The organism is Leptotrichia shahii (assembly GCF_008327825.1).
GTDB classification, from domain to species: domain Bacteria; phylum Fusobacteriota; class Fusobacteriia; order Fusobacteriales; family Leptotrichiaceae; genus Leptotrichia; species Leptotrichia shahii.
Genome location: NZ_AP019827.1, coordinates 1,551,292 through 1,570,993, shown reverse-complemented (window position 1 = coordinate 1,570,993; position 19,702 = coordinate 1,551,292). Strand labels below are relative to the sequence as shown.

Genomic DNA, 19,702 nt, shown 5'->3' with positions numbered 1-19,702 from the left:
ATATTTTATTTATATTAATTATTTTCCTTGAAAATAATCGAGTGCCTCAATTAAGCTGTTAAATTTTTTGTAAACTAATTTTTCAATTTCTTCTGTTGGTTTTAATTTATCTGGTACCATAATTGGAAATGTTCCCGCTGCATGTGCCGCTCTTATTCCATTAAAAGAATCTTCAAATACTGCTGTCTTTTCTGGAGCTACTCCTGCTTTCTTTGCCCCAATCAGAAATACTTCAGGATCTGGCTTGCCGTGAACTACGTCCTCTGCTGTTACAAAATGAGAAAAATATTTTGCTAAGTCTTTTCCTTCAATTAGAGCTTTTGCCATATATAAATCTGAAGAAGTTGCTAAAATCATCTGCTTTTTATTTTCCTTTAAAAATTCTAGCAGTTCCAAGGCTCCTGGCTTTAATGGCACTTCACTTTTTTTAGCCAGTTCAAATATATGGGCTCTTACTGTTCCCATTACTTCGTCGTAAGGGAAATCCTCTCCTAATGCCTCTTTAAATAGCATTCTTGCCTTATCATTTACAACACCTGTCGTTTTTTCCACGATTTCCTTCGTTATCGTATATCCCATTTTCTTAGCCACTTCACGTCCATACTCAACATAAATAGTTTCTGTGTCAAATAGCAATCCATCCATATCAAATAGAAATAATTCAATTTCATCAAAAAATTTTTTCCCCATCGCAAGTTTCTCCTTATTTTTTATTTTATTTATTAACAGTTATTTTTCATTATCAAGTATTGAAACAGAACGATGAGCAACAGAAGTTATCACTTCGTTAAACTGTAATATTCCAACACTTAAAAATATTGCCACAGCCAGATGTTCTCCTTCTCTTGCCAATCCAATTTTACCACCAACACTAAGCCCGTTTATAATCGCCTCAATTTGACTCATTGCTTCTCGCATTGCTCCAATTACTGCCCCATCGTGAGCATGCACATCTTGAATAAGATTATTACGCTTTGCTGCCATTAATGCACTCTCTATAAACTTAAAACGTGACTGGGGCATTGCTCCACCGACATTTACTGCCGCTGTTTTTATTCCTTTTTCCTTATATTCCTTCATTAACTTACGTTCTTCATCTCGTGAAGAAATTGACATTTTTAATGCTAGTCTGCATATTTCTACACTTTTATTATTTTCTTCCATTTTAAAATCCTTATTTTTCGTTTTTATTAAAAATTTTTTTCTTTTAAAAGAAGCTCAATAGCTTCCACATATCCATCCTTACCTTTTCCATAAATTTGAGCAATACAGGCTGCTGCTGTAACTGAAGTTTTTCTAAATTCTTCCCTTTCGTGAATATTACTCAAATGAACTTCTACCGTTGGAACAGATATTGATTTTATTGCATCAAGAATTGCATAGCTGTAATGAGTGTAAGCTCCTGGATTTATCACAATTCCATCAAAACTTCTAAAATATGCTGATTGTAGAAAATCTATAATTTTTCCTTCAGAATTTGACTGTAAAATATCTATTCTCACTTTTTTATCTGAAAATTTTTCCTTTATATAACTGCAAATACTTTCATAATCATCATTTCCATAGATATTTTTTTCCCTGATTCCCAAGAAATTTAGATTAGGTCCATTTATAATCATTATTTTTTTCATTTTTTACACCTCATTATTGTTTAATCTAAAGTTTTCCTTTTAAAGTTGTAATTATTCTCTCAACAATTACATTCATATCATCATCATTTTTTATTATAATATCCGCATATTTTCTATATAAATTTATTCTTTCGTCATACAATTTCCAAAGATTTTCAACATTTTGTAGAAGAGGCCTATTTTCATGGTTTTCCTTTGAAATATCTTCAATTGTTCTGTTAAGAAATATAATGATCCCATTTTGTTTCAAAATATCAATATTTTCCTTTTTTTTAACAGCTCCTCCACCAGTTGAAATAATGATTTGTTCTTTTTTAGAAAGGTCTTTTAAATATTTCGTTTCAAGTTTTCTGAAATATTCTTCGCCTTCCTTTGAAAAAATATCTGAAATAATTCTATTTTCCTTTTCTTCCAAATATTTATCAGCATCAAAAAAGGAATAATTAATTTTTTGAGACATCCGATACCCAATCGTACTTTTCCCGCAACCAGGCATTCCAATTAATACTATATTTTTCATAAATCATCTACTTTCCTAATAAAGTAAAGTTTTTTATTTCTTTACTTTATTCAAATTTTATAATTTATACTAAATTTTATTTAAAAATAATATTTTATTTATCTAAATAGTAAATTATATTCTCTTAAATTGATTTTCACTTTCTGAATATTCATATCCAGCTTTTAAAAATCTATTTAACAAGCTATCTTTATCAATGCCATAATAATTTGCCAAATCATCCAAATCTAAAAATTCATCACGTAATTTCATATTTACAAGGCTATAAAGCAGCATTATATCTTTAGTTTCAAAATTTATCATTTCATCTCCCTATTTGTTTTTATAAAATTATCTTTATTTTTGATTCATCATTTTCATCAATATTTTCAATTACTACATTTTTACTTGAATCTGAAAATAAAGTGTAATATTCATTTCCACGTTTTTCTAAAAAATCTCCAGCTCTAACATTTTCAGTTCCAAGATCACCCACAACTTCATAAATTTCATTATAAATTGTTTCTAAAAATCCGATATCAAAAATTGTGAATAATTCTGGTTCGTTATCAATTCTTAAAAAAGCCTTTTCTGAAACAATAAAGTATAAAGTTGATTCATATCCCATATTTATTCCAAAAATAGAATATCCACGATGCTCTAGCTCATAATTTACAATTGAATACAGTATATCCACAAGAGATTCATCATATTCTAGTTCTTTTAAACGTATATTATCCCATTTTATATTTAAGCTGTCAGGATTTATACCTTTTTTTTCAAGCAATTCCCTAAATCCATCTGTATAACCTTTTGCTGCAAATTTATAAAAATAATTATCTGAATACTTTACTAAATATTGATAGTAGAAATCTGAAAATGTGCTAATCTTATTTTCAGAATCATTTAAAAATTCTTTTCCCAAATACTTTTTGACAGCTTCTTCAGCTTCAAACAAGTATTCTCTTCTAGCTTCTATATACTTTAAAAAATTATCAGTATCTAGCACTTCTGCAGCAAAATCATCAAGTTCATTATAAATTGACAAATCAATATGGTTTAATTTCTCATTTTTACTTATATTCTTCCGAACTTTCAGATTTTCTGTTTCATTATTTTTTTCATTTTTTAATTCTTCTTGTATTTCCTGATTCTTTTCTTCTAAATTATTATTGTTCATCTTGACTCCCACATAATAAATTTACGTTAATCAAGGATAACGCATAATCCTTTCTTCTCCTAATTTATTTATAATAATACAATAAAAATTTCAATTTTCTGCTGATATTAAATAATATTTCGTTTGTTGAATGAAAAATATGATTTAAAATTCATGCCGTTATCGAATAAATTCCATAAAAAAATTATTTTTTCTGTTTATTTTCAATTGATTGAATTATAAATTTAATATTTGAAATATTTTCAAATTTTACTAATTTTTTTAATTTTTCTTTATTTTCATAAGACAGCGATGAAGTATCTATATAATCATCAAACCATTTATCATAATTTCCATATAATTTTCTCAATTTTTTTAAACTGGATTTTGCCGAAGATGCAGCTTTTTTCTTGTCCTTTCCTTCATTTCCTCTCATATCCAGCACTCTTTCCAGTTTGTCATACTCTTCATTTACGAGTTCTTTTATTCTTGTTGATGACATTTTTTTATATTCCTCTTTTGAAATTTTATCACCGCTGCTGTATAAATAATCATAAATGGCATTAATATTTTCATCTATAGTTTTGCCATCTTTTTCAGCTTCCAAATACGTATTCATATTTAAATTAAATGTTTCCAGCAGTAAATAAGTATTTGTATAGGAATACGACTGAAATTCTCCTATATCTTCCAAAAAACTTCCAAATGCACTTTTTAAAAATTTTGGATATTCTACAACATAATCACTATAATATGCATACATTGATCTAAAATTAGATTTTCTGTTTCCTGAAAGTTTTGCAAATTCCCTGTCAAAATAGGAACGATTTTCGCTATACAAAGTTGTCATTATTTCAGAATATGCAGAATTTCCAACAGCTTGTCCGCTTTTTAACACAGCTGATGAAAAATATTTATCAAAAATTGTTTTCTGTCTTGTGTTCCCTTCATCAATTATCTCTTTATTTGTTTTTGCAAAACCAATACTAGCAACAACGATTATTCCTATCATTATTTTTTTTAGCATAAATCTTCCTTTCTTCTTAACCCTTTTTTGTTTATTATACAGATATGTTTGATAACCTAAGTTTTTATCTATACAAGGGGTCAAAAACCCTCGCTTCAGGATATTTATTTTATTAAATTCTGAGTTTGTATGGTTATCGAACAGGTCTAATATATTTTTCTGTATTTACAAGGACAAGAGTCCTATATTTTGTTTTATTTATATAATTTTTCTGACAATTTTTTATGGATTTTCTCAATAATTTCTGCTCCGTATACTTCATTATGCCATATTTCTTCAGATTTAATTGCTTGTGAAATAAGCATCATAAGCCCGTTTGCCACTTTTGTCCCTTTTATTTTATACTTTTTCATAAGCACAGTTTCTTCAGGATTGTAAACAATATCCACAACTGCATTCACATCAATTAAATTTTTATCCTCAAGTGGACAATTATCAACTGCAGGATACATTCCAACTGGTGTACAGTTTACAATTAATTCGATATTTCTAAGTCCCGCAATTGATGAATAATGAATTAATCTGTCTTGATTTCTCACTTTAAAAGTATCATTTTCTATAATTGTTGCAAGAAAAATGCTTTCCGCTCCACTATCAATTAATCCGTTATAAATAGCTTTAGAAGCACCCCCAGTTCCCAAAATAAGCACTTTTTTACCATTTACATCAATTCCATTTAATTCCAACGTTTTAAGGAAACCAAAATAATCTGAATTATCTCCAACAAGTTTTCCATCTCTAAAAGTTATCGTATTTACTGCTCCAATTTTTTTAGCAGTTTCTGACACTTCATCAAGATACTTAATAACTTCCAGTTTATACGGAATTGTAACATTAATTCCATTAAATTTGCCATCTCTTATATTTTTCATCAATTCTTCAATTTCATCAATTTCCCTTTCAATCATGTCATAGCTTGCTTTTTTTCCAGTCAGCTCAAAAAAAATCTCATGAATTTCCTTTGAATAGCTATGTCCTAATTTTTCTCCCAGTAATCCAAATTTTTCCATTCTTTCATTTTCCTTCCTGCGTTATTAATATTGGATATGTTCGACAACCTAAATTTTTTATCTATACAAGGGGTCAAGACCCCTTGCTTCAGGATATTTATTTTATTAAATTCTGAGTTTATATAGTTATTGAACAAGTCTATTAATTTTATAGCCTTATTATTTAATATATTTATTCTACAACTTAATTTTTTTATCTTTATTTCTTTCAAGACATTTCATTAGATAAATTACCAATAAATCTACTTTAAAATTTTAATTTATCCAGCTCTTCTTCTGTCAATTCTCTATATTCTCCCAATTTTAAATTTTGATCTAATAAAAGATTTCCCATTGTTATTCGCTTCAAATAAAGAACTTCATTATTAACAGCTTTAAACATTCTCTTTACTTGATGAAACTTCCCTTCAGAAATTGTTATATAAACTTGATTATTGCCATTTTCATGCGAATCTTTAGAAATTACTTCAATCTTTGCCTTTTTCGTTACAAAATTTTCTCCAAGCTTTATTCCATTTTCCAATGTTTTCACATCATTTTCACTAAGCGGTTTAGCGATTTTTACATAATATTTCTTATCTACATGCTTTTTAGGCGAAAGTAAATTATGCGATAAAATTCCATCATTTGTAAGTAAAATCAAGCCTTCAGTATCAATATCCAGCCTTCCAACAGGAAAAACATCATAAGTCCTGTATTTATTATTTAACAGGTCAATAACCGTTTTATGGTGGCTATCCTCCGTTGCAGAAATAACTCCAGCAGGTTTATTCATCATAATATAGACAAACGGCTTATAACTGATAACTTCATTTTCGTATTTTATAACATCTTTTTTTTCATCAATATGAATTTTTCCGTCCTTTACAAAAATACCATTGACACTAATTTTTTTCTTTTTCAAAATTTCCTTAACTTCTTTTCTCGTTCCAATTCCCGAATTTGCCAAAAACTTATCTAATCTCATTTAACTCGTTCTTTCTTTTTTTATTTATAAAATCCTACTAATTTGAATATATTTCCAAATTATACAGTTTATAATTACCCAAAATTTGTAAATAATTTGATTTTTCCCGCATTTCTTCAAGTGCCATCTTTACCTTTTCACTAGCCATATTTCCTTCAAAATCAATATAAAAATAATATTCCCAAGGTTTATTTACTCTTGGACGTGATTTTAAATTTACCATATTTAGCCCATACTTGTAAAAAATCTGCAATAATCCGATTAATGCCCCCGATTCATTATTTGCACTCGTTACAATGCTTATTTTATCACTTCCGTCAATTACAACATTTTCATTTGAAATGATAAAAAATCTTGTATAGTTTTCTTCTTCATTGTTAATATTTTTCTTTAGCAGTTCAAGTCCATAAACTTCCTTTGTCTTTATATTTGCAATACAGGCATTTTCCTTTTTACCTTCTGCTGCAATATATTTTCCGCTAATTGCAGTATTTGTCATGCGGTTAAGATGCCATTCGTGCTTTGATAAAAATTGTGAACATTGCATAAAAGCCTGTTCATGAGAATAAATATTCTTTATATCTTCAATTTTACTTCCCTTTACACCTAAAAGATTATGTGAAATTTTATGTCTGACTTCTCCTATTATATGAATATTTTTTGTATTAATCAGGTCAATGCTATCTCTAACTTCCCCCACAATGGAATTTTCTATCGGCAGTATCCCGATATCAATTTTTCGTGTATGCACCGCTTCCACCAAATCCCTGTGTGAGTTAAAATGAAAAATATTCTCATTTTCCTCAATACTGTCTATATCTAAATTTTTATTATTTTTCAAAATATTCATAAGAACCTCATAGGCATACGATCCTGGGACACCAGTATATCCTAACTTTTTATTTTCTAAGTTCAGATCATTTACATATTTAGTTGAAATTCCTATTTTAAATTTTTGATATTCTTTACTTGAATCCATAATATCCTTTAAAATCAGTTCAATATAATGATTCAATTCCTTATTTTTCACTCTTTTTAGATTTTTTTTAACTACTTCCTTCTCACGTTCCTCATCAAAGATCTTTTTCCCAGTTTGCTTCTTAAATTGTGCTACTTGTTGTACAATTTCCAGCCTTTCCTCCAGCAACTCCACCAGCTGGCTATCTAATTTATCAATCTTTTCCCGAATTTTACCTAAATCTAAATTTTTATTTGTATTCATCTATCTTTCCTTTTTATTTTTTATTTAAAAATAACCTATTTTATTATACCATAACTTTTTTAATTTTTCTTTAGATTTCTTTAGAAATAAATAAAAATTCATAACAAATCTACTTTTAAATTATACTAAAATAAGAAAGAAAAAGCAAGAATAGTTAATAAAAAAGGAATTATCCTTAATGTAGATTAAAAATAACTCCTTTTTTTATTTTACTTTAAAATTGTGATTTATATTATCCTCGTTTTTTTATTTCCAAAAGAGGTTAAGATTCATTGTTTCAGAATATTTGTTTTATTAAATTCTGAACATGTAGTTTCTGAATAAGTCTAATATTAATTTATTTTAATTTAAGATTATTCTTCTATATAATCTTGAATTTCAACAGGTTCAATATTCCATATTTCTTTGGCATATTCAGCAATAGTTCTGTCTGAACTGAATTTTCCTGCATTTGCAATATTTTTAAGTGCTTTTCTAGTCCATTCCCTTTTATCTTTAAATTGATTTTGAAGTCTATCTTGTGCTTCCCTGTATGATGCAAAATCTTTTAATAGGAAATATACATCTGGTCTTGAACCATCTACTCCATATAACAATGAATTTTGTAATTCTCTAAAAATTCCAGTATGGTTATCATCATAAGTTCCGTCACCTAACTGATCCACAACTTTCTTAAGCCCTTCTACATTATTGTATTCATCAAATGGATTATAACCGCCATTTGCTTGATAATTTTCAACTTCCTGTGCAGAAAGCCCAAAGATGAAAGCATTTTCATTTCCAACTTCTTCAACAATTTCCACATTTGCTCCATCCATTGTTCCAAGAGTTAATGCACCGTTTAACATAAATTTCATATTACCAGTTCCAGATGCTTCTTTACTTGCTGTAGAAATTTGTTCTGATACATCTGCCGATGGGAATATCTTTTCAGCAAGTGAAACTCTATAGTTTTCAAGGAATACAACTTTGATTTTCCCATTAATTTCAGTATCGTTATTTACTTTTTCAGCAACAGCATTGATTAATTTGATAATTCCCTTTGCACGTCTATATCCAGCAGCTGATTTTGCTCCAAAGATAAATGTTCTTGGTTCAACATCTAAATAAGGATTTTCTTTTAATCTGTTGTATAAATCCATAATATGAAGTACATTCAATAATTGTCTTTTGTATTCGTGCAGTCTCTTAACTTGGATATCAAAGATAGAATGAGGATTTACTTCAACTCCTGTAGTATCTTTTATGTATTTTGCCAATCTTTCCTTATTATGCAGCTTAATTTCAGAAATTCTGTTTAAAATATTGTCATCATCCAAGTATTGCTCCAATTTTTTCAGTTCATATAAGTCTGTAATCCATTTATCTCCAATTAATTCTGTAATTAGTGCAGCTAATTCAGGATTTGCTTTTAATAGCCATCTTCTTTGAGTAATTCCGTTTGTTTTATTTAGGAATTTTTCAGGATACAATTCGTTCCATTCTTTTAATTCTGTATTTTTAAGAATCTCAGTATGAAGTGCCGCAACTCCGTTTACTTTGTGTGAACCTACGATTGCAAGCCATGCCATTCTAACTTGTCCATTTCCAATAATTGACATTTTATTGATTCTTTCCCAGTCTCCAGGGTATTTTTCCTGCAATTCTGCGATAAATCTTCTGTTAATTTCTTCAATAATTTGGTAAGCTCTTGGCAATAATGGCTGGAATAATGAAATATCCCATTTTTCCAATGCTTCTGACAAGATTGTATGGTTTGTGTAAGCAAATACATTTTTACATATATTCCAAGCTTCATCCCATCCTAATTTTTCCTTATCCAAGAAAATTCTCATCAATTCAGGAATTGCAACTACTGGGTGAGTATCATTTAGCTGAATTGCCACTTTGTCTGCAAATTTTGAAAAATCATTTCCAAAAACTGATTTGTATCTTCTGATAATGTCCTGTAATGAAGCTGATGTAAAGAAAAACTGCTGTTTTAATCTTAATTGTTTTCCATCTTTTTCAGTATCATTTGGATACAGTACTCTTGAAATATCTTCAGCTTGAACTGCTTTTGCAGAAGCTTGTAAATAAGTCTGATCATTGAATAATTTTAAGTCAAATCCTTCAGGAGATCTTGCTTCCCACAATCTCAATGTATTTACTGTATCATTTCCATAACCGATAACAGGAACATCGTAGGCTACAGCGTGAACTGTTTCAGTATTTACACGTCTAAAGTATTCTTTTCCAAATTCGTCACGATGAACTTCGATTTGCCCTCCAAATTTTACTTCAAATACTCTGTCCATTCTTTTAATTGACCAAGGGTCACCATATTTTGTCCAGTCATCTGGATATTCCATCTGGAATCCATTTTCAATTTTTTGCTCAAACATTCCGTATTTGTATCTAAGCCCATATCCATGCCCCGGTAATGATAATGTTGCAAGTGAATCTAAAAAGCAGGCTGCAAGTCTTCCAAGTCCTCCATTTCCAAGTCCTGCATCCATTTCACGATCTTCAATTTTATTAATATCTACGCCCAATTCATTTAATGTTTCTCTAATAACGTCATTGATTTGCAAGTTGATTAGGTTGTTTCCCATAAATCTTCCCATTAGGAATTCTGCTGAAAAGTAGTACATTTGCTTTACCTGTTTTTTAGCATAAGTCTTTTTAGTATTGTACCATTTTTCCATTGCGTAATCCAAAGCTACTTTTGAAATTGCATTATATAGCTCAAATTCATGAGCTTCCTCAAGAGTTTTACCGTATTGCCTTCTCAGTTCTCTAAGAATATTGTCTTTCAATTCAGCTTTATTAATTTTCATATTTCCTCCTAAATATTTTTTTATTTACCATTTCCACTTTACCACTTTTTTAGCATTATTTCAATAGTTTTTGATAAATTTAATTACATTTATCTATTTTTTTAATTTTATACATCAAAATATTTATCTCATTGGATTAATTGCTGTAAGTTCCCACTTATAAATTCCTTCATCCTTTAGTGCCGCATCATAGCCAATATATACATTTTTTAGCCGTTTATTTACTGGAGTAAGTTTATATCTGTACATTAGCGGAACTTCCACTGCCTGTCCGATATAATATTTTTGCCAGTTTTTAAATGCTTCTGCTTTATAATTTGGAATTGTTAATGACTTTTCACCTAATATTTCTCCCATTAATCTATCGTTCTCTTCTGATACAAAACGTGAATAATTAAGTTGAGATTTTCTTCCTGCTGAACCAGTTGGATCTAGAGTCGTTCCAACTCCCCATGCTCCAAAAAAGACATCTATGTCTTTAGAATCTCCTTCTACTTTTTCGTAAAAATTTTGAAAAGCTAATAATCTTCCTGATGTAAGAACAGCTTTTATACCTATTTTTTTCCAGCTTTGAATATAATTTTGAGCAAGCGGCTCTGCCACGTCGCCTCCTGCCATAAATGCCATTTTTATTTCAAAAGGCTTTCCATTTTTATCTTCACGGTATCCATCTCCATTTACATCCTTATATCCCGCTTCATCCAGTAGTTGCTTTGCTTTTTCAGGATTATATGGATACCCCTTCAAGTCCTTTGGAAAATATTTTTTGAAAACAGGTGGAATTGATGATGTTGCCTCCTGCCTTAATCCAAAATAAAATGCCTGCGCTATTTCTTCAATATTTATACCATAAGCAAGAGCTTGACGTAATCTCACATCTGCCATCTTGGCATTTGGATCTGTTATATTTTCTCCTTTTGCCTTGTCATAATGACCTAATTTAAATGACAAATACGAATAATACAAATCTTGCTGTCCCAAAGTTTCTATATTTTTCAAATCTTTATAATTATTATACAAAGAATCAGGCATACTCATTACATAGTCATATTTTCCAGCTTTTAATGCTGCTACTATAGACTGTGAATTTACCACTTGCAATATTGCCTTGTTAATTTTAGGTTTTCCTCTGTAATAATATGGATTTGCAGTAAATTCCAGGCTTTCTCCACGTGAAACTTTTGTAAGATTATATGGACCTAATGTTACTGGTTTTATCCTAATTTTATCCGATGAAATTAAATCTTTTATTGGAATATCTTTTAAATAATGCTTTGGTAATGCATTTCCAATTAAACCATTTCCAACTGCATAGATGCTTTGTCCTAACTGCGAGAATGAAATTTCCACTGTTTTATCATCTATTTTTTTTATTCCTGAAATATTTTTGGCACTTCCGCTATGATATTCCTTCATTCCAACGATTTTCTGACTTTCCTCTGTATATCTTACACCTGGATAATCCTTATTTCCGACAACTTCATAGGCATAAATTACATCATCAGCAGTTAAAGGCTGTCCATCCGACCATTTTATTCCATCTTTTATTTTTATTGTAGCTTTTTTCTTTTTTGCATCAACTTTAAGAGTGGCGGCTCCTGTATCTGTTATTTCAAAATTTTCATCAACTTCAAATATTCCTGAACTTAAAAATGTTGAAATAATATTGCCGTCATAACCATCTGTATAAAGCACTTCATTAAAAACTCCAACAAGCGGGTCATCCTTTACTATTGCCACTTGTAAAGTTCCACCTTCTATTGCAGGCTCATTATTTGACGTTTTTATTGGAAATAATGATAAATTAAGTTTTGCACCAGGCATTTCACTTCTCTTTTTACCTGGACTGCACGACATTGCAAACATTAACACTAAAAATATTATTGTCAACTTCCATTTTTTCATAGTCAACTCTCCTTTTCCTAAAATTTTTATCCCCTTCTTTGTTTTGCATCAGCTGCCCTATTTAAAGCCTGACCAACGTAATTTATGCAAAGCATCACAATCAAAATTAATATTGAAGCTGGAAGCCATATCCACAATTTTGTCGACAGCACTTCGGGATCTGCTGCATAACCAACTAATGTCCCAAGACTCGGTGTAGAAAGCGGCAACCCAAATCCCAGAAAGCTAAGCCCTGTTTCAATCCCAATATTTCCAGCAAATGCCAATGTCAATTCTACAATTATAATTGAACTTAAATTAGGTAATATTTCTCTGAAAATTATTGTCAAATCCTTTGTTCCCATAGTTTTTGAAGCTAAAACATAGTCTTTTTTACTTTCAGAAAGTGCTTTGCTTCTAATAAGACGTGCTGATCCAACCCAGTAAAATGTACTCATTATAAGAACAAAAGTTGTAATTGTATATTTTGGAACAATTGTAACAAATACAATAATTATCATAAGTGTCGGTAAAATTGTGATAAAGTCAATAATTCTCATTATTACATTATCCACCCATTTTCCATAATATCCTGCTATTAACCCCAAAAATATTCCAATTCCTGAAGTTAAAATAGTTATTGCAAAACCAATAATAATCGAGTTTCTCGCTCCTAGTATAAGCTGTCCCAATATTGAACGCCCTCCAGAATCAGAGCCTAGCCAAAATCCCTCTTTCATAGGAATGGCATATTTATCTAAAAGGCTTATTTTCATAATTTCCTCTTGATTTGCAAAAAGCGATCCAATAAAAATTATTCCAAAAAGGATTACAAGAATAATAAGCGAAGCAAGTGCTAATTTATCCTTTAGTATCTCCCTTGCAATAACACTAATTCCAGTTGGCTTGTTACCACTTTTCTTAATAATTTCAAAATTTTCTGTTTTTTCATTATTCTCCTTTAAAACTTCATTGTTAGACATTCCTTCACCACCTACTCTATTCTAATTCTAGGATCAACAATACTAAGAATAATATCTGAAAGCAGACTTCCAAGCAATGTTAAAAATCCAAAAAGCAATATTAATGCAGTAACAACACTGTAATCCCGTGTTATTATAGAATTTACAAACAGTCCTCCCATTCCAGGATAACTGAATATTTTTTCAATAAAAATCGAACCTCCCAGAAGTCCTGTTATCGAATAACCAAAAAAAGCTGCAATTGGTAAAATCGAATTTCTGAAAATATGTCTAGAATAAACCTTGTTTTCAGGCACTCCCTTACTTTTCGCCGTTTTTACATAATCCAGATTCTTAGCATCAATTACTTCATTTCTCAAATACTGCACAATCCAAGTTGTTCCCAGCAACGCATACGTAATTGCAGGCAATATTATATGATAAATCCTGTCAAGAATTTGACCAAAAGTTCCAGTATGAAGTCCAGCTGTCACCGATCCAGTTGTTGGAAACCATCCAAGCATGTATCCAAAAAACCAGATCATTATAAGCGAAAGCACAAAAGTCGGAATCGCATAGCTCACATAATTATAAAATGTAACAAATTTGTCAAGCATTGAGTTCTGATAACGTCCAGCAAACATTCCAAGCGGTATTGCAATGCAATATGTCAGAACAAGGCTAAGTAGCGACAAAATAAAAGTATTTACTGCACGTTCCCCAATAAGTGTCTTTACAGGAACATTATAAGTGTAGCTCATTCCCAGATTTCCAGAAACGGCATTTTTTAGCCATCTCACATACTGAATATGCCAAGGATCGAGTAATCCTGCCTTTCTTCGCAATTCTTCAAGTGCCGCAGGATCAGTTTGCGGTGTAATCAGCCCAGTAAATGGATCTCCTGGCATAAGTTTTGCCAAAATGAAGATTAATACACTAAGTATGAATAATTGCGGTATCATAACAAGTATTCTTCTTAAAACTGTTTTCCACATTGATTATTTGCCTCCTTTTTCACTATTTCCATTATTTCTCAGATTTTTATCTTTAAAAGCAACAAAATGTGTATCTGTTAATTTTTTTAGATCAAAGACACGTCCATTTTCATCATAATATTTTTTTTCATTTGCTAAATATTCCTTTTCAATTTTTAACCGTCTTCTTTTATTTTCTGCGCGTTTTTCTGGATGTATTTCTGGAATTGCTGCAATTAACCGTTTTGTATAAAAATGTTCAGGATTTTTGTAAATATCATTTTTCTCTCCTGTTTCCACAAATCTTCCGTGGTACATTATAAACATGTAGTCACACATATGCTTTACAACTCCCAAATCGTGAGAAATAAAAAGATAACTAAGCCCAAACTGCTCCTGAATGTCCTTCATATAATTCAAAACTTGTGCCTGAACTGACAAATCAAGTGCCGACACAGGCTCATCTGCAATAATCAGCTTAGGCTTTGTCGCAACAGCCCGTGCAATCCCTAGCCTTTGTCTTTGCCCTCCAGAAAATTCATGTGGATATTTAAAAATATCTTCCCTGTTCATTCCTACAATTTCTAGCAGTTCCGATACTTTCCTTTTTTCCTCATCTGGTGTTAAATTTTCAAAATTTCTTAAAGGTTCTGAAATTAAATCAATCACTCTTTTTTTAGGATTTAAGCTAGATAACGAATCTTGAAATATCATTTGTACATTTCTATTATACTCACTTCTTCTATTTCTAAATTTTCTATCAATTTCTCTTCCCTCATAGATAATTTTACCGCTTTTTATTTTTTCCAGCCCGATTATTGCCTTTCCAATTGTAGACTTTCCAGATCCCGATTCTCCCACAAGTCCATAAGTCTTTCCTTTTTCAATAGTAAAACTGACTCCATCTACAGCATAAACATAATCAATTATCTTATTAAAAAATCCTCCACGAATAGGATAATGAACTTTTAAATCTTTTACTTCAATAAAACTCATATTTCTATTTTTTCCTCTCTGAATTTTTAAAATTTTTTTATTTTTAAAATTTACTTTTCAAAATGAAAATTTTTCCAGCAAGTACATCTTACAAAATGTTCTGGCTCAATTTCATGCAGCTTTGGATTTTTTTCATGTTCATTTTCCTTTATCCAAGGGATTCTTTTAGAAAATCGGCAGCCTGTTCTCTCCATCTTAGTTATTGATGGAACGATTCCCTTAATTACATGCAGCTTTTCGTGTTCACTGTCAAGCTGTGGAATTGAACTTAAAAGTGATCTTGTATAAGGATGCTTTGGATTGTCAAACAAGTCTTTTACATTGGCAATTTCTACAATTTCTCCAGCATACATTACTGCCACTCTGTCAGCCATTTCTGCAACTACACCCAAATCATGAGTAATTAATATAATCCCAGCATTTATCTCACTTTGCAAAGTTTTTAGTAAATCCAGTATTTGTGCCTGAATTGTAACATCTAATGCTGTTGTAGGCTCATCAGCTATGATAACTTCAGGCTTACATGAAAGTGCTATTGCAATCATAACCCTTTGTCGCATTCCTCCCGACAATTCATGTGGAAATTGTCTTGCTATACGTTTGGTATTTTTTATGCCAACGTGATTTAATAGCTCAAGCACACGTGCTTCCCTTTCTTTTTTAGATAATTTTGTATGGTAAACCATCCCCTCTTCAATCTGATCTCCAATTCTCATAAGTGGATTCAAAGCCGACAATGGATCTTGAAATATCATCCCAATTTTATTCCCACGAATCTTATTGTATTCTTCCTCCCCAAGTTTCAAAAGATTTTTACCTTCAAAATTTATTTCTCCTTCAATTCTCGTATTATTCAGATTATGAAGTCCAATAATGGAAGTAGCAAGTGTACTTTTTCCACATCCTGATTCTCCTACTATTGCTAATATCTCATTTCTTTTAAGTTTCAATGAAACATTGTCAACAGCTGGAAAATATTCATCTTTTATCCGAAAACTTGTAACAAGATTGTTAATTTCTATTAACGTTTCCGCCTTTTCCATGCTCTTCTCCTTAAAAAAACTTTTTTAATTTATTTTATACCCATATTGTAGCATAAAATTAACTTTTTTACTCTTTTTTTTTTAAATTTATAATTTCTATTTTGAATTTCTTATATAATAGACCTGTTCTATAACCTAAGTTTTTTTATTCCACAAGGGGTCAAGACCCCTTGCTTCAAAATTTTTGTTTTATCAAATTCTAAATACATATAGTTTCCAGTCAAGTCTAATAAAACTTATTTAATACTAACCCCCATTTAAAAAACAGAAATCATATTTTATTTATTTTCTGACAAGGGTCGTGTCCCTTTACCCAACAGATAAATCTATTGTTTTAATGGGAAATAGTATAAAACCGAACCTAAAAGCTGTGTCTATGTTATTATATGATATTTTTAAATATTAATTGACATTTTTTAATTTTGAATGTATAATAATTTTAAGATTTAATAGTTTCAATTAAAATTAATTAAAAGATTTTTAATATGCGAGTGTGGTGGAATTGGTAGACACGCTATCTTGAGGGGGTAGTGGCTTTTAGCTGTACGAGTTCAAGTCTCGTCATTCGCACCATTATAAAAAATTAATATCTTTTAATATTTATAAAACATCTAATATTTTAATGCGAGTGTGATGGAATTGGTAGACATGCTATTTTCAGAGGGTAGTGGCAGTAGCCGTACGGGTTCGACTCCCGTCACTCGCACCATTTTTTTAAACATATCTAAATAATTTTTTTCATGCAAATAAAATGAAGGCATTTCTCCTATAATTTTTATACTTCATCCTTGAAATTATTTTTCTTTAATTTTTAGAGTAATTAAGGTATAATAAATCATAGAATAACAATTAAGTTATTTCAAAATAAAACTAATAAATAATTGTAAATTTAGTATTTATTTTTATAGTAAAACTAATTTAAAATCTAGCTCAAAAGCCATAACTATTTTATCTGAATCCTAAAGTTATATAATTTTTAATAGTTCAATTTTAAATAAGTTCAAATACATTATCAAGTTTTAAAAAATTGTAAAAATAAATGAACAAAAACAGTATTTATGATCACAAGGAGTCAATAATTTTTGTCAGAGAATAAAAAGAGATTTTAAGATAATTAAACATAAAAAATACTGTATTTATCAATTTTTTTATTTTTAAAATGACTAAATACTAAGTTTAAGCAGGAGGAAAATATGAAAAAGATAATTTTAAGTTTATTTGTATTATTAAGTTTATCAAATTTTACACAAGAAAAATATCAAGTGGAAGTAGAACCAGCAGTAAAGCTCAACCAAAGTATTCTTTTGGATTACAATTCTCAAATTGAAAAAGAAGTGAGCAGAATCTATTCAAAAGAGGAAATGTTTGGAATGATGAATAAAATGATGAACGGATTTTCTGCTACAAGCGATATAAAAAATGATAAAAATCAAATGAAAGAATTAATGGAATCTTTTTTTGGGGAAGATTATTTTTCTAAAATGCTAGATACAATGTATAAGTATTATAAGATTGATATAGAAAAAATAGACTACATCAATGAAAATAAGGCATACGTAAAAGTTAAACTGGGCTTTCCTGTGAATACAGATGAAATGAGCATAGACAAAATATTTGAAAGATCAGGAGAAATGATGGACAAAATGGATAAAGCCTTTAAGAAAAAAACAGGAAAGACAATGGAAGAATACTCAAAATCAATTTCTGAAAATGATGAAAAAGCTATGAAAAAATATTTTAAAATAGCGAGTGAAATTCAAATTGAAATGATGGACCAAGAATTAGAAAGAATTACAAAAAATGGAAAATATGTAGGAAGAAAAGAAATTTTGGAAGCTAATAAAAAGAATGGAAAATGGGTTATTGAAAATCCGAATTTTGGGTATTAGATTAGGAAGGGAAGCAAATTATGATAATAAAATTTAAAAATTTAGGTCCTATTGAAAGTGGAGAAATAGATTTTAATGATTTAAAAGGGATTAATTTGATAATTGGGAAGAATAATACTGGGAAGACTTATTTGAGTAATTTTATTTATGCTGTATTAAGAAATATTCGGATTGAAAGAACATTAAATAACGAAATAAGAAGTATTGGAAAAAGAATGGAGAATAATAATTTTTCAGATGAACTGCGTGAAACAGACTTGCCTTTTGTTTTTCACACAAATAAAAACCGTTTTGAAAATACAAAAATAAATATAGAATTTGATGAGAAAGATAAATTTACTGAAAATGAAAAAATATTTTTTAGAAAATATAGAAATAAATAATATATGTTTTTTTCCTGCTGAAAGAAGTGGTGCAATTTTATTTTATAATCAATTATTGGAAAATAGAAATAATATATTAAGACAGTTGGAATTATCACAAGATATAAATTTGTTAAAAAATATTTCAAGATATTCAGAACCTGTAAATGAATATATTATACGATTAAATAAATTAGAGGAATACGAAAGCAAGGAAGAAACAGAAATTTATAGAAATCTTGTAAAAAATATTGATATTCAAAATATAATTGAAGGTGAAATAATAATAAAATCTAATCAAATTATTTATAAAAATGAAAATGATTTGGAATTAAATATGGGATTAGTTTCTTCAACTGTAAAAACTTTAGCAGGTTTCTTTTTGTATTTAAAATATCAAGCTCAAAAAGGAGATATAGTTTTTATTGATGAAATTGAATTGAATTTACATCCTGAAAATCAGAGAAAAATAGTGAAACTTATAAATTATTTGTCAAAGCAAGGAATAAAATTTATAATAAGTACACATAGTCCAATCATTACTGAAGAAATTGATAATATGCTTTTGTTTGAAAAAGTTAAGAATAGAATGAATGAGAAAGAAATGGGGAAATACGAAATTAATAATGAATATGGACTAAAAGCTAGTGATATAAATGTATTTCATTTACACAATAAAACTGTTGAAAAAATTAAAGAAAATGATGGAGAATTTGAGATAGAAACATTTAATAGTGTTCTTGAGGAAACAGATAATCTTTATCAGACTTTGTTGTTTTATGCCGAGGGGAATAATTTTGGAGAATAAGGATTTTTTTGATTATTGTAAAAATACATTACATAAAGATTTTTTTATTGTGCCTGAATACAATAATGTAAAAATAAAAGAATTTAAAGAAACAAAATTAGAAAAAGTAAAAATATATTTTGAAACAGATAATTATAATGTGCTTCAAATAACCTTTGATGTAAATAATTTAGAAAATTCAAAAGTTAGTCTTTTTCCTTATTTTAATGGTAAATATGTAAGTCAGTTGATTCGATAATTTTGGTACAAGAGAAAAATACTGAAAATTATTATCTTTTTCATATTGAATTAAAATCCCAAAAACCTGATGACACAGAAATATTTAAAAAATATATTTCTTCTATAAAAATGTTAAATTTTATTTTTGAGGTGTTATATTTAAAATATAGAGAAAAAAATAGAGATTTTAAATTTCCTGAAAAGATAGTGAATATGCCAGTTCTATTTTTT

At 29.2% G+C, this 19,702-nt stretch carries 20 protein-coding genes and 2 tRNA genes; 6 read left to right on the top strand and 16 right to left on the bottom strand.

Going from position 1 to position 19,702, the window contains the following annotated elements:
* Positions 1-18 precede the first annotated feature (18 nt).
* From F1564_RS07260 to F1564_RS07185, 16 genes are all read right to left on the bottom strand, one after another.
* Complete coding sequence (locus F1564_RS07260) at positions 19-690, bottom strand: HAD family hydrolase (protein WP_018451202.1); 672 nt, start codon at positions 688-690, stop codon at positions 19-21.
* A gap of 39 nt (positions 691-729) precedes the next feature.
* Positions 730-1,164 carry a HutP family protein gene (locus F1564_RS07255; RefSeq protein ID WP_018451203.1) on the bottom strand — a complete coding sequence of 145 codons (435 nt, stop codon included), beginning with the start codon at positions 1,162-1,164 and terminating at the stop codon, positions 730-732.
* 26 nt (positions 1,165-1,190) lie between these two features.
* The gene (gene aroQ, locus F1564_RS07250; RefSeq protein ID WP_018451204.1) at positions 1,191-1,631 is read right to left on the bottom strand and encodes a type II 3-dehydroquinate dehydratase; all 441 of its coding nucleotides are present in this window, start codon (positions 1,629-1,631) and stop codon (positions 1,191-1,193) included.
* Between the two features lie 25 nt (positions 1,632-1,656).
* Positions 1,657-2,151, bottom strand: coding sequence for a shikimate kinase (locus F1564_RS07245; protein WP_018451205.1), 495 nt, complete (start codon positions 2,149-2,151; stop codon positions 1,657-1,659).
* Positions 2,152-2,265: 114 nt separating this feature from the next.
* Positions 2,266-2,454 (bottom strand): DUF4250 domain-containing protein, encoded by a 189-nt coding sequence (locus tag F1564_RS07240; protein WP_018451206.1) that lies wholly within the window; start codon positions 2,452-2,454, stop codon positions 2,266-2,268.
* 19 nt (positions 2,455-2,473) lie between these two features.
* Positions 2,474-3,310 (bottom strand): hypothetical protein, encoded by an 837-nt coding sequence (locus F1564_RS07235; RefSeq protein ID WP_018451207.1) that lies wholly within the window; start codon positions 3,308-3,310, stop codon positions 2,474-2,476.
* Between the two features lie 184 nt (positions 3,311-3,494).
* A complete protein-coding gene (locus F1564_RS07230; RefSeq protein WP_018451208.1) occupies positions 3,495-4,316 on the bottom strand; it encodes a hypothetical protein in 822 nt (273 codons plus the stop codon).
* Positions 4,317-4,510: 194 nt separating this feature from the next.
* Entirely contained in the window at positions 4,511-5,326 is an 816-nt protein-coding gene (aroE, locus tag F1564_RS07225) for a shikimate dehydrogenase (protein ID WP_018451209.1), read from the bottom strand.
* Positions 5,327-5,573: 247 nt separating this feature from the next.
* Complete coding sequence (locus F1564_RS07220) at positions 5,574-6,293, bottom strand: pseudouridine synthase (RefSeq protein WP_018451210.1); 720 nt, start codon at positions 6,291-6,293, stop codon at positions 5,574-5,576.
* 37 nt (positions 6,294-6,330) lie between these two features.
* Complete coding sequence (locus tag F1564_RS07215) at positions 6,331-7,515, bottom strand: chorismate mutase (protein WP_018451211.1); 1,185 nt, start codon at positions 7,513-7,515, stop codon at positions 6,331-6,333.
* A 353-nt stretch (positions 7,516-7,868) separates the two neighbouring features.
* Positions 7,869-10,334, bottom strand: coding sequence for a glycogen/starch/alpha-glucan phosphorylase (locus tag F1564_RS07210; RefSeq protein WP_018451212.1), 2,466 nt, complete (start codon positions 10,332-10,334; stop codon positions 7,869-7,871).
* A 123-nt stretch (positions 10,335-10,457) separates the two neighbouring features.
* Positions 10,458-12,239 carry an oligopeptide ABC transporter substrate-binding protein gene (locus F1564_RS07205; RefSeq protein WP_018451213.1) on the bottom strand — a complete coding sequence of 594 codons (1,782 nt, stop codon included), beginning with the start codon at positions 12,237-12,239 and terminating at the stop codon, positions 10,458-10,460.
* A gap of 26 nt (positions 12,240-12,265) precedes the next feature.
* Positions 12,266-13,201: an ABC transporter permease gene (locus F1564_RS07200; protein WP_018451214.1), complete on the bottom strand. Its 936-nt coding sequence runs from the start codon at positions 13,199-13,201 to the stop codon at positions 12,266-12,268.
* 11 nt (positions 13,202-13,212) lie between these two features.
* On the bottom strand, positions 13,213-14,175 hold the full coding sequence (opp4B, locus tag F1564_RS07195; RefSeq protein ID WP_018451215.1) for an oligopeptide ABC transporter permease: 963 nt from the start codon (positions 14,173-14,175) through the stop codon (positions 13,213-13,215).
* 3 nt (positions 14,176-14,178) lie between these two features.
* Positions 14,179-15,150: an ATP-binding cassette domain-containing protein gene (locus F1564_RS07190; protein WP_018451216.1), complete on the bottom strand. Its 972-nt coding sequence runs from the start codon at positions 15,148-15,150 to the stop codon at positions 14,179-14,181.
* 50 nt (positions 15,151-15,200) lie between these two features.
* On the bottom strand, positions 15,201-16,193 hold the full coding sequence (locus F1564_RS07185) for an ABC transporter ATP-binding protein (protein WP_018451217.1): 993 nt from the start codon (positions 16,191-16,193) through the stop codon (positions 15,201-15,203).
* A gap of 487 nt (positions 16,194-16,680) precedes the next feature.
* Here F1564_RS07185 and F1564_RS07180 point away from each other — a divergent pair.
* From F1564_RS07180 to F1564_RS07155, 6 genes are all read left to right on the top strand, one after another.
* Positions 16,681-16,766: transfer RNA gene (locus F1564_RS07180), tRNA-Leu, on the top strand.
* A 51-nt stretch (positions 16,767-16,817) separates the two neighbouring features.
* Positions 16,818-16,902 (top strand) — tRNA-Leu (locus F1564_RS07175).
* Between the two features lie 484 nt (positions 16,903-17,386).
* The gene (locus tag F1564_RS07170) at positions 17,387-18,082 is read left to right on the top strand and encodes a hypothetical protein (RefSeq protein WP_018451218.1); all 696 of its coding nucleotides are present in this window, start codon (positions 17,387-17,389) and stop codon (positions 18,080-18,082) included.
* A 20-nt stretch (positions 18,083-18,102) separates the two neighbouring features.
* Positions 18,103-18,465 carry an AAA family ATPase gene (locus F1564_RS07165; RefSeq protein ID WP_018451219.1) on the top strand — a complete coding sequence of 121 codons (363 nt, stop codon included), beginning with the start codon at positions 18,103-18,105 and terminating at the stop codon, positions 18,463-18,465.
* On the top strand, positions 18,428-19,252 hold the full coding sequence (locus F1564_RS07160) for an ATP-binding protein (protein WP_018451220.1): 825 nt from the start codon (positions 18,428-18,430) through the stop codon (positions 19,250-19,252). Before F1564_RS07165 ends, F1564_RS07160 begins: the two co-directional genes overlap by 38 nt.
* On the top strand, positions 19,242-19,490 hold the full coding sequence (locus F1564_RS07155; protein WP_018451221.1) for a hypothetical protein: 249 nt from the start codon (positions 19,242-19,244) through the stop codon (positions 19,488-19,490). Before F1564_RS07160 ends, F1564_RS07155 begins: the two co-directional genes overlap by 11 nt.
* The last annotated feature ends 212 nt before the right edge of the window (positions 19,491-19,702 follow it).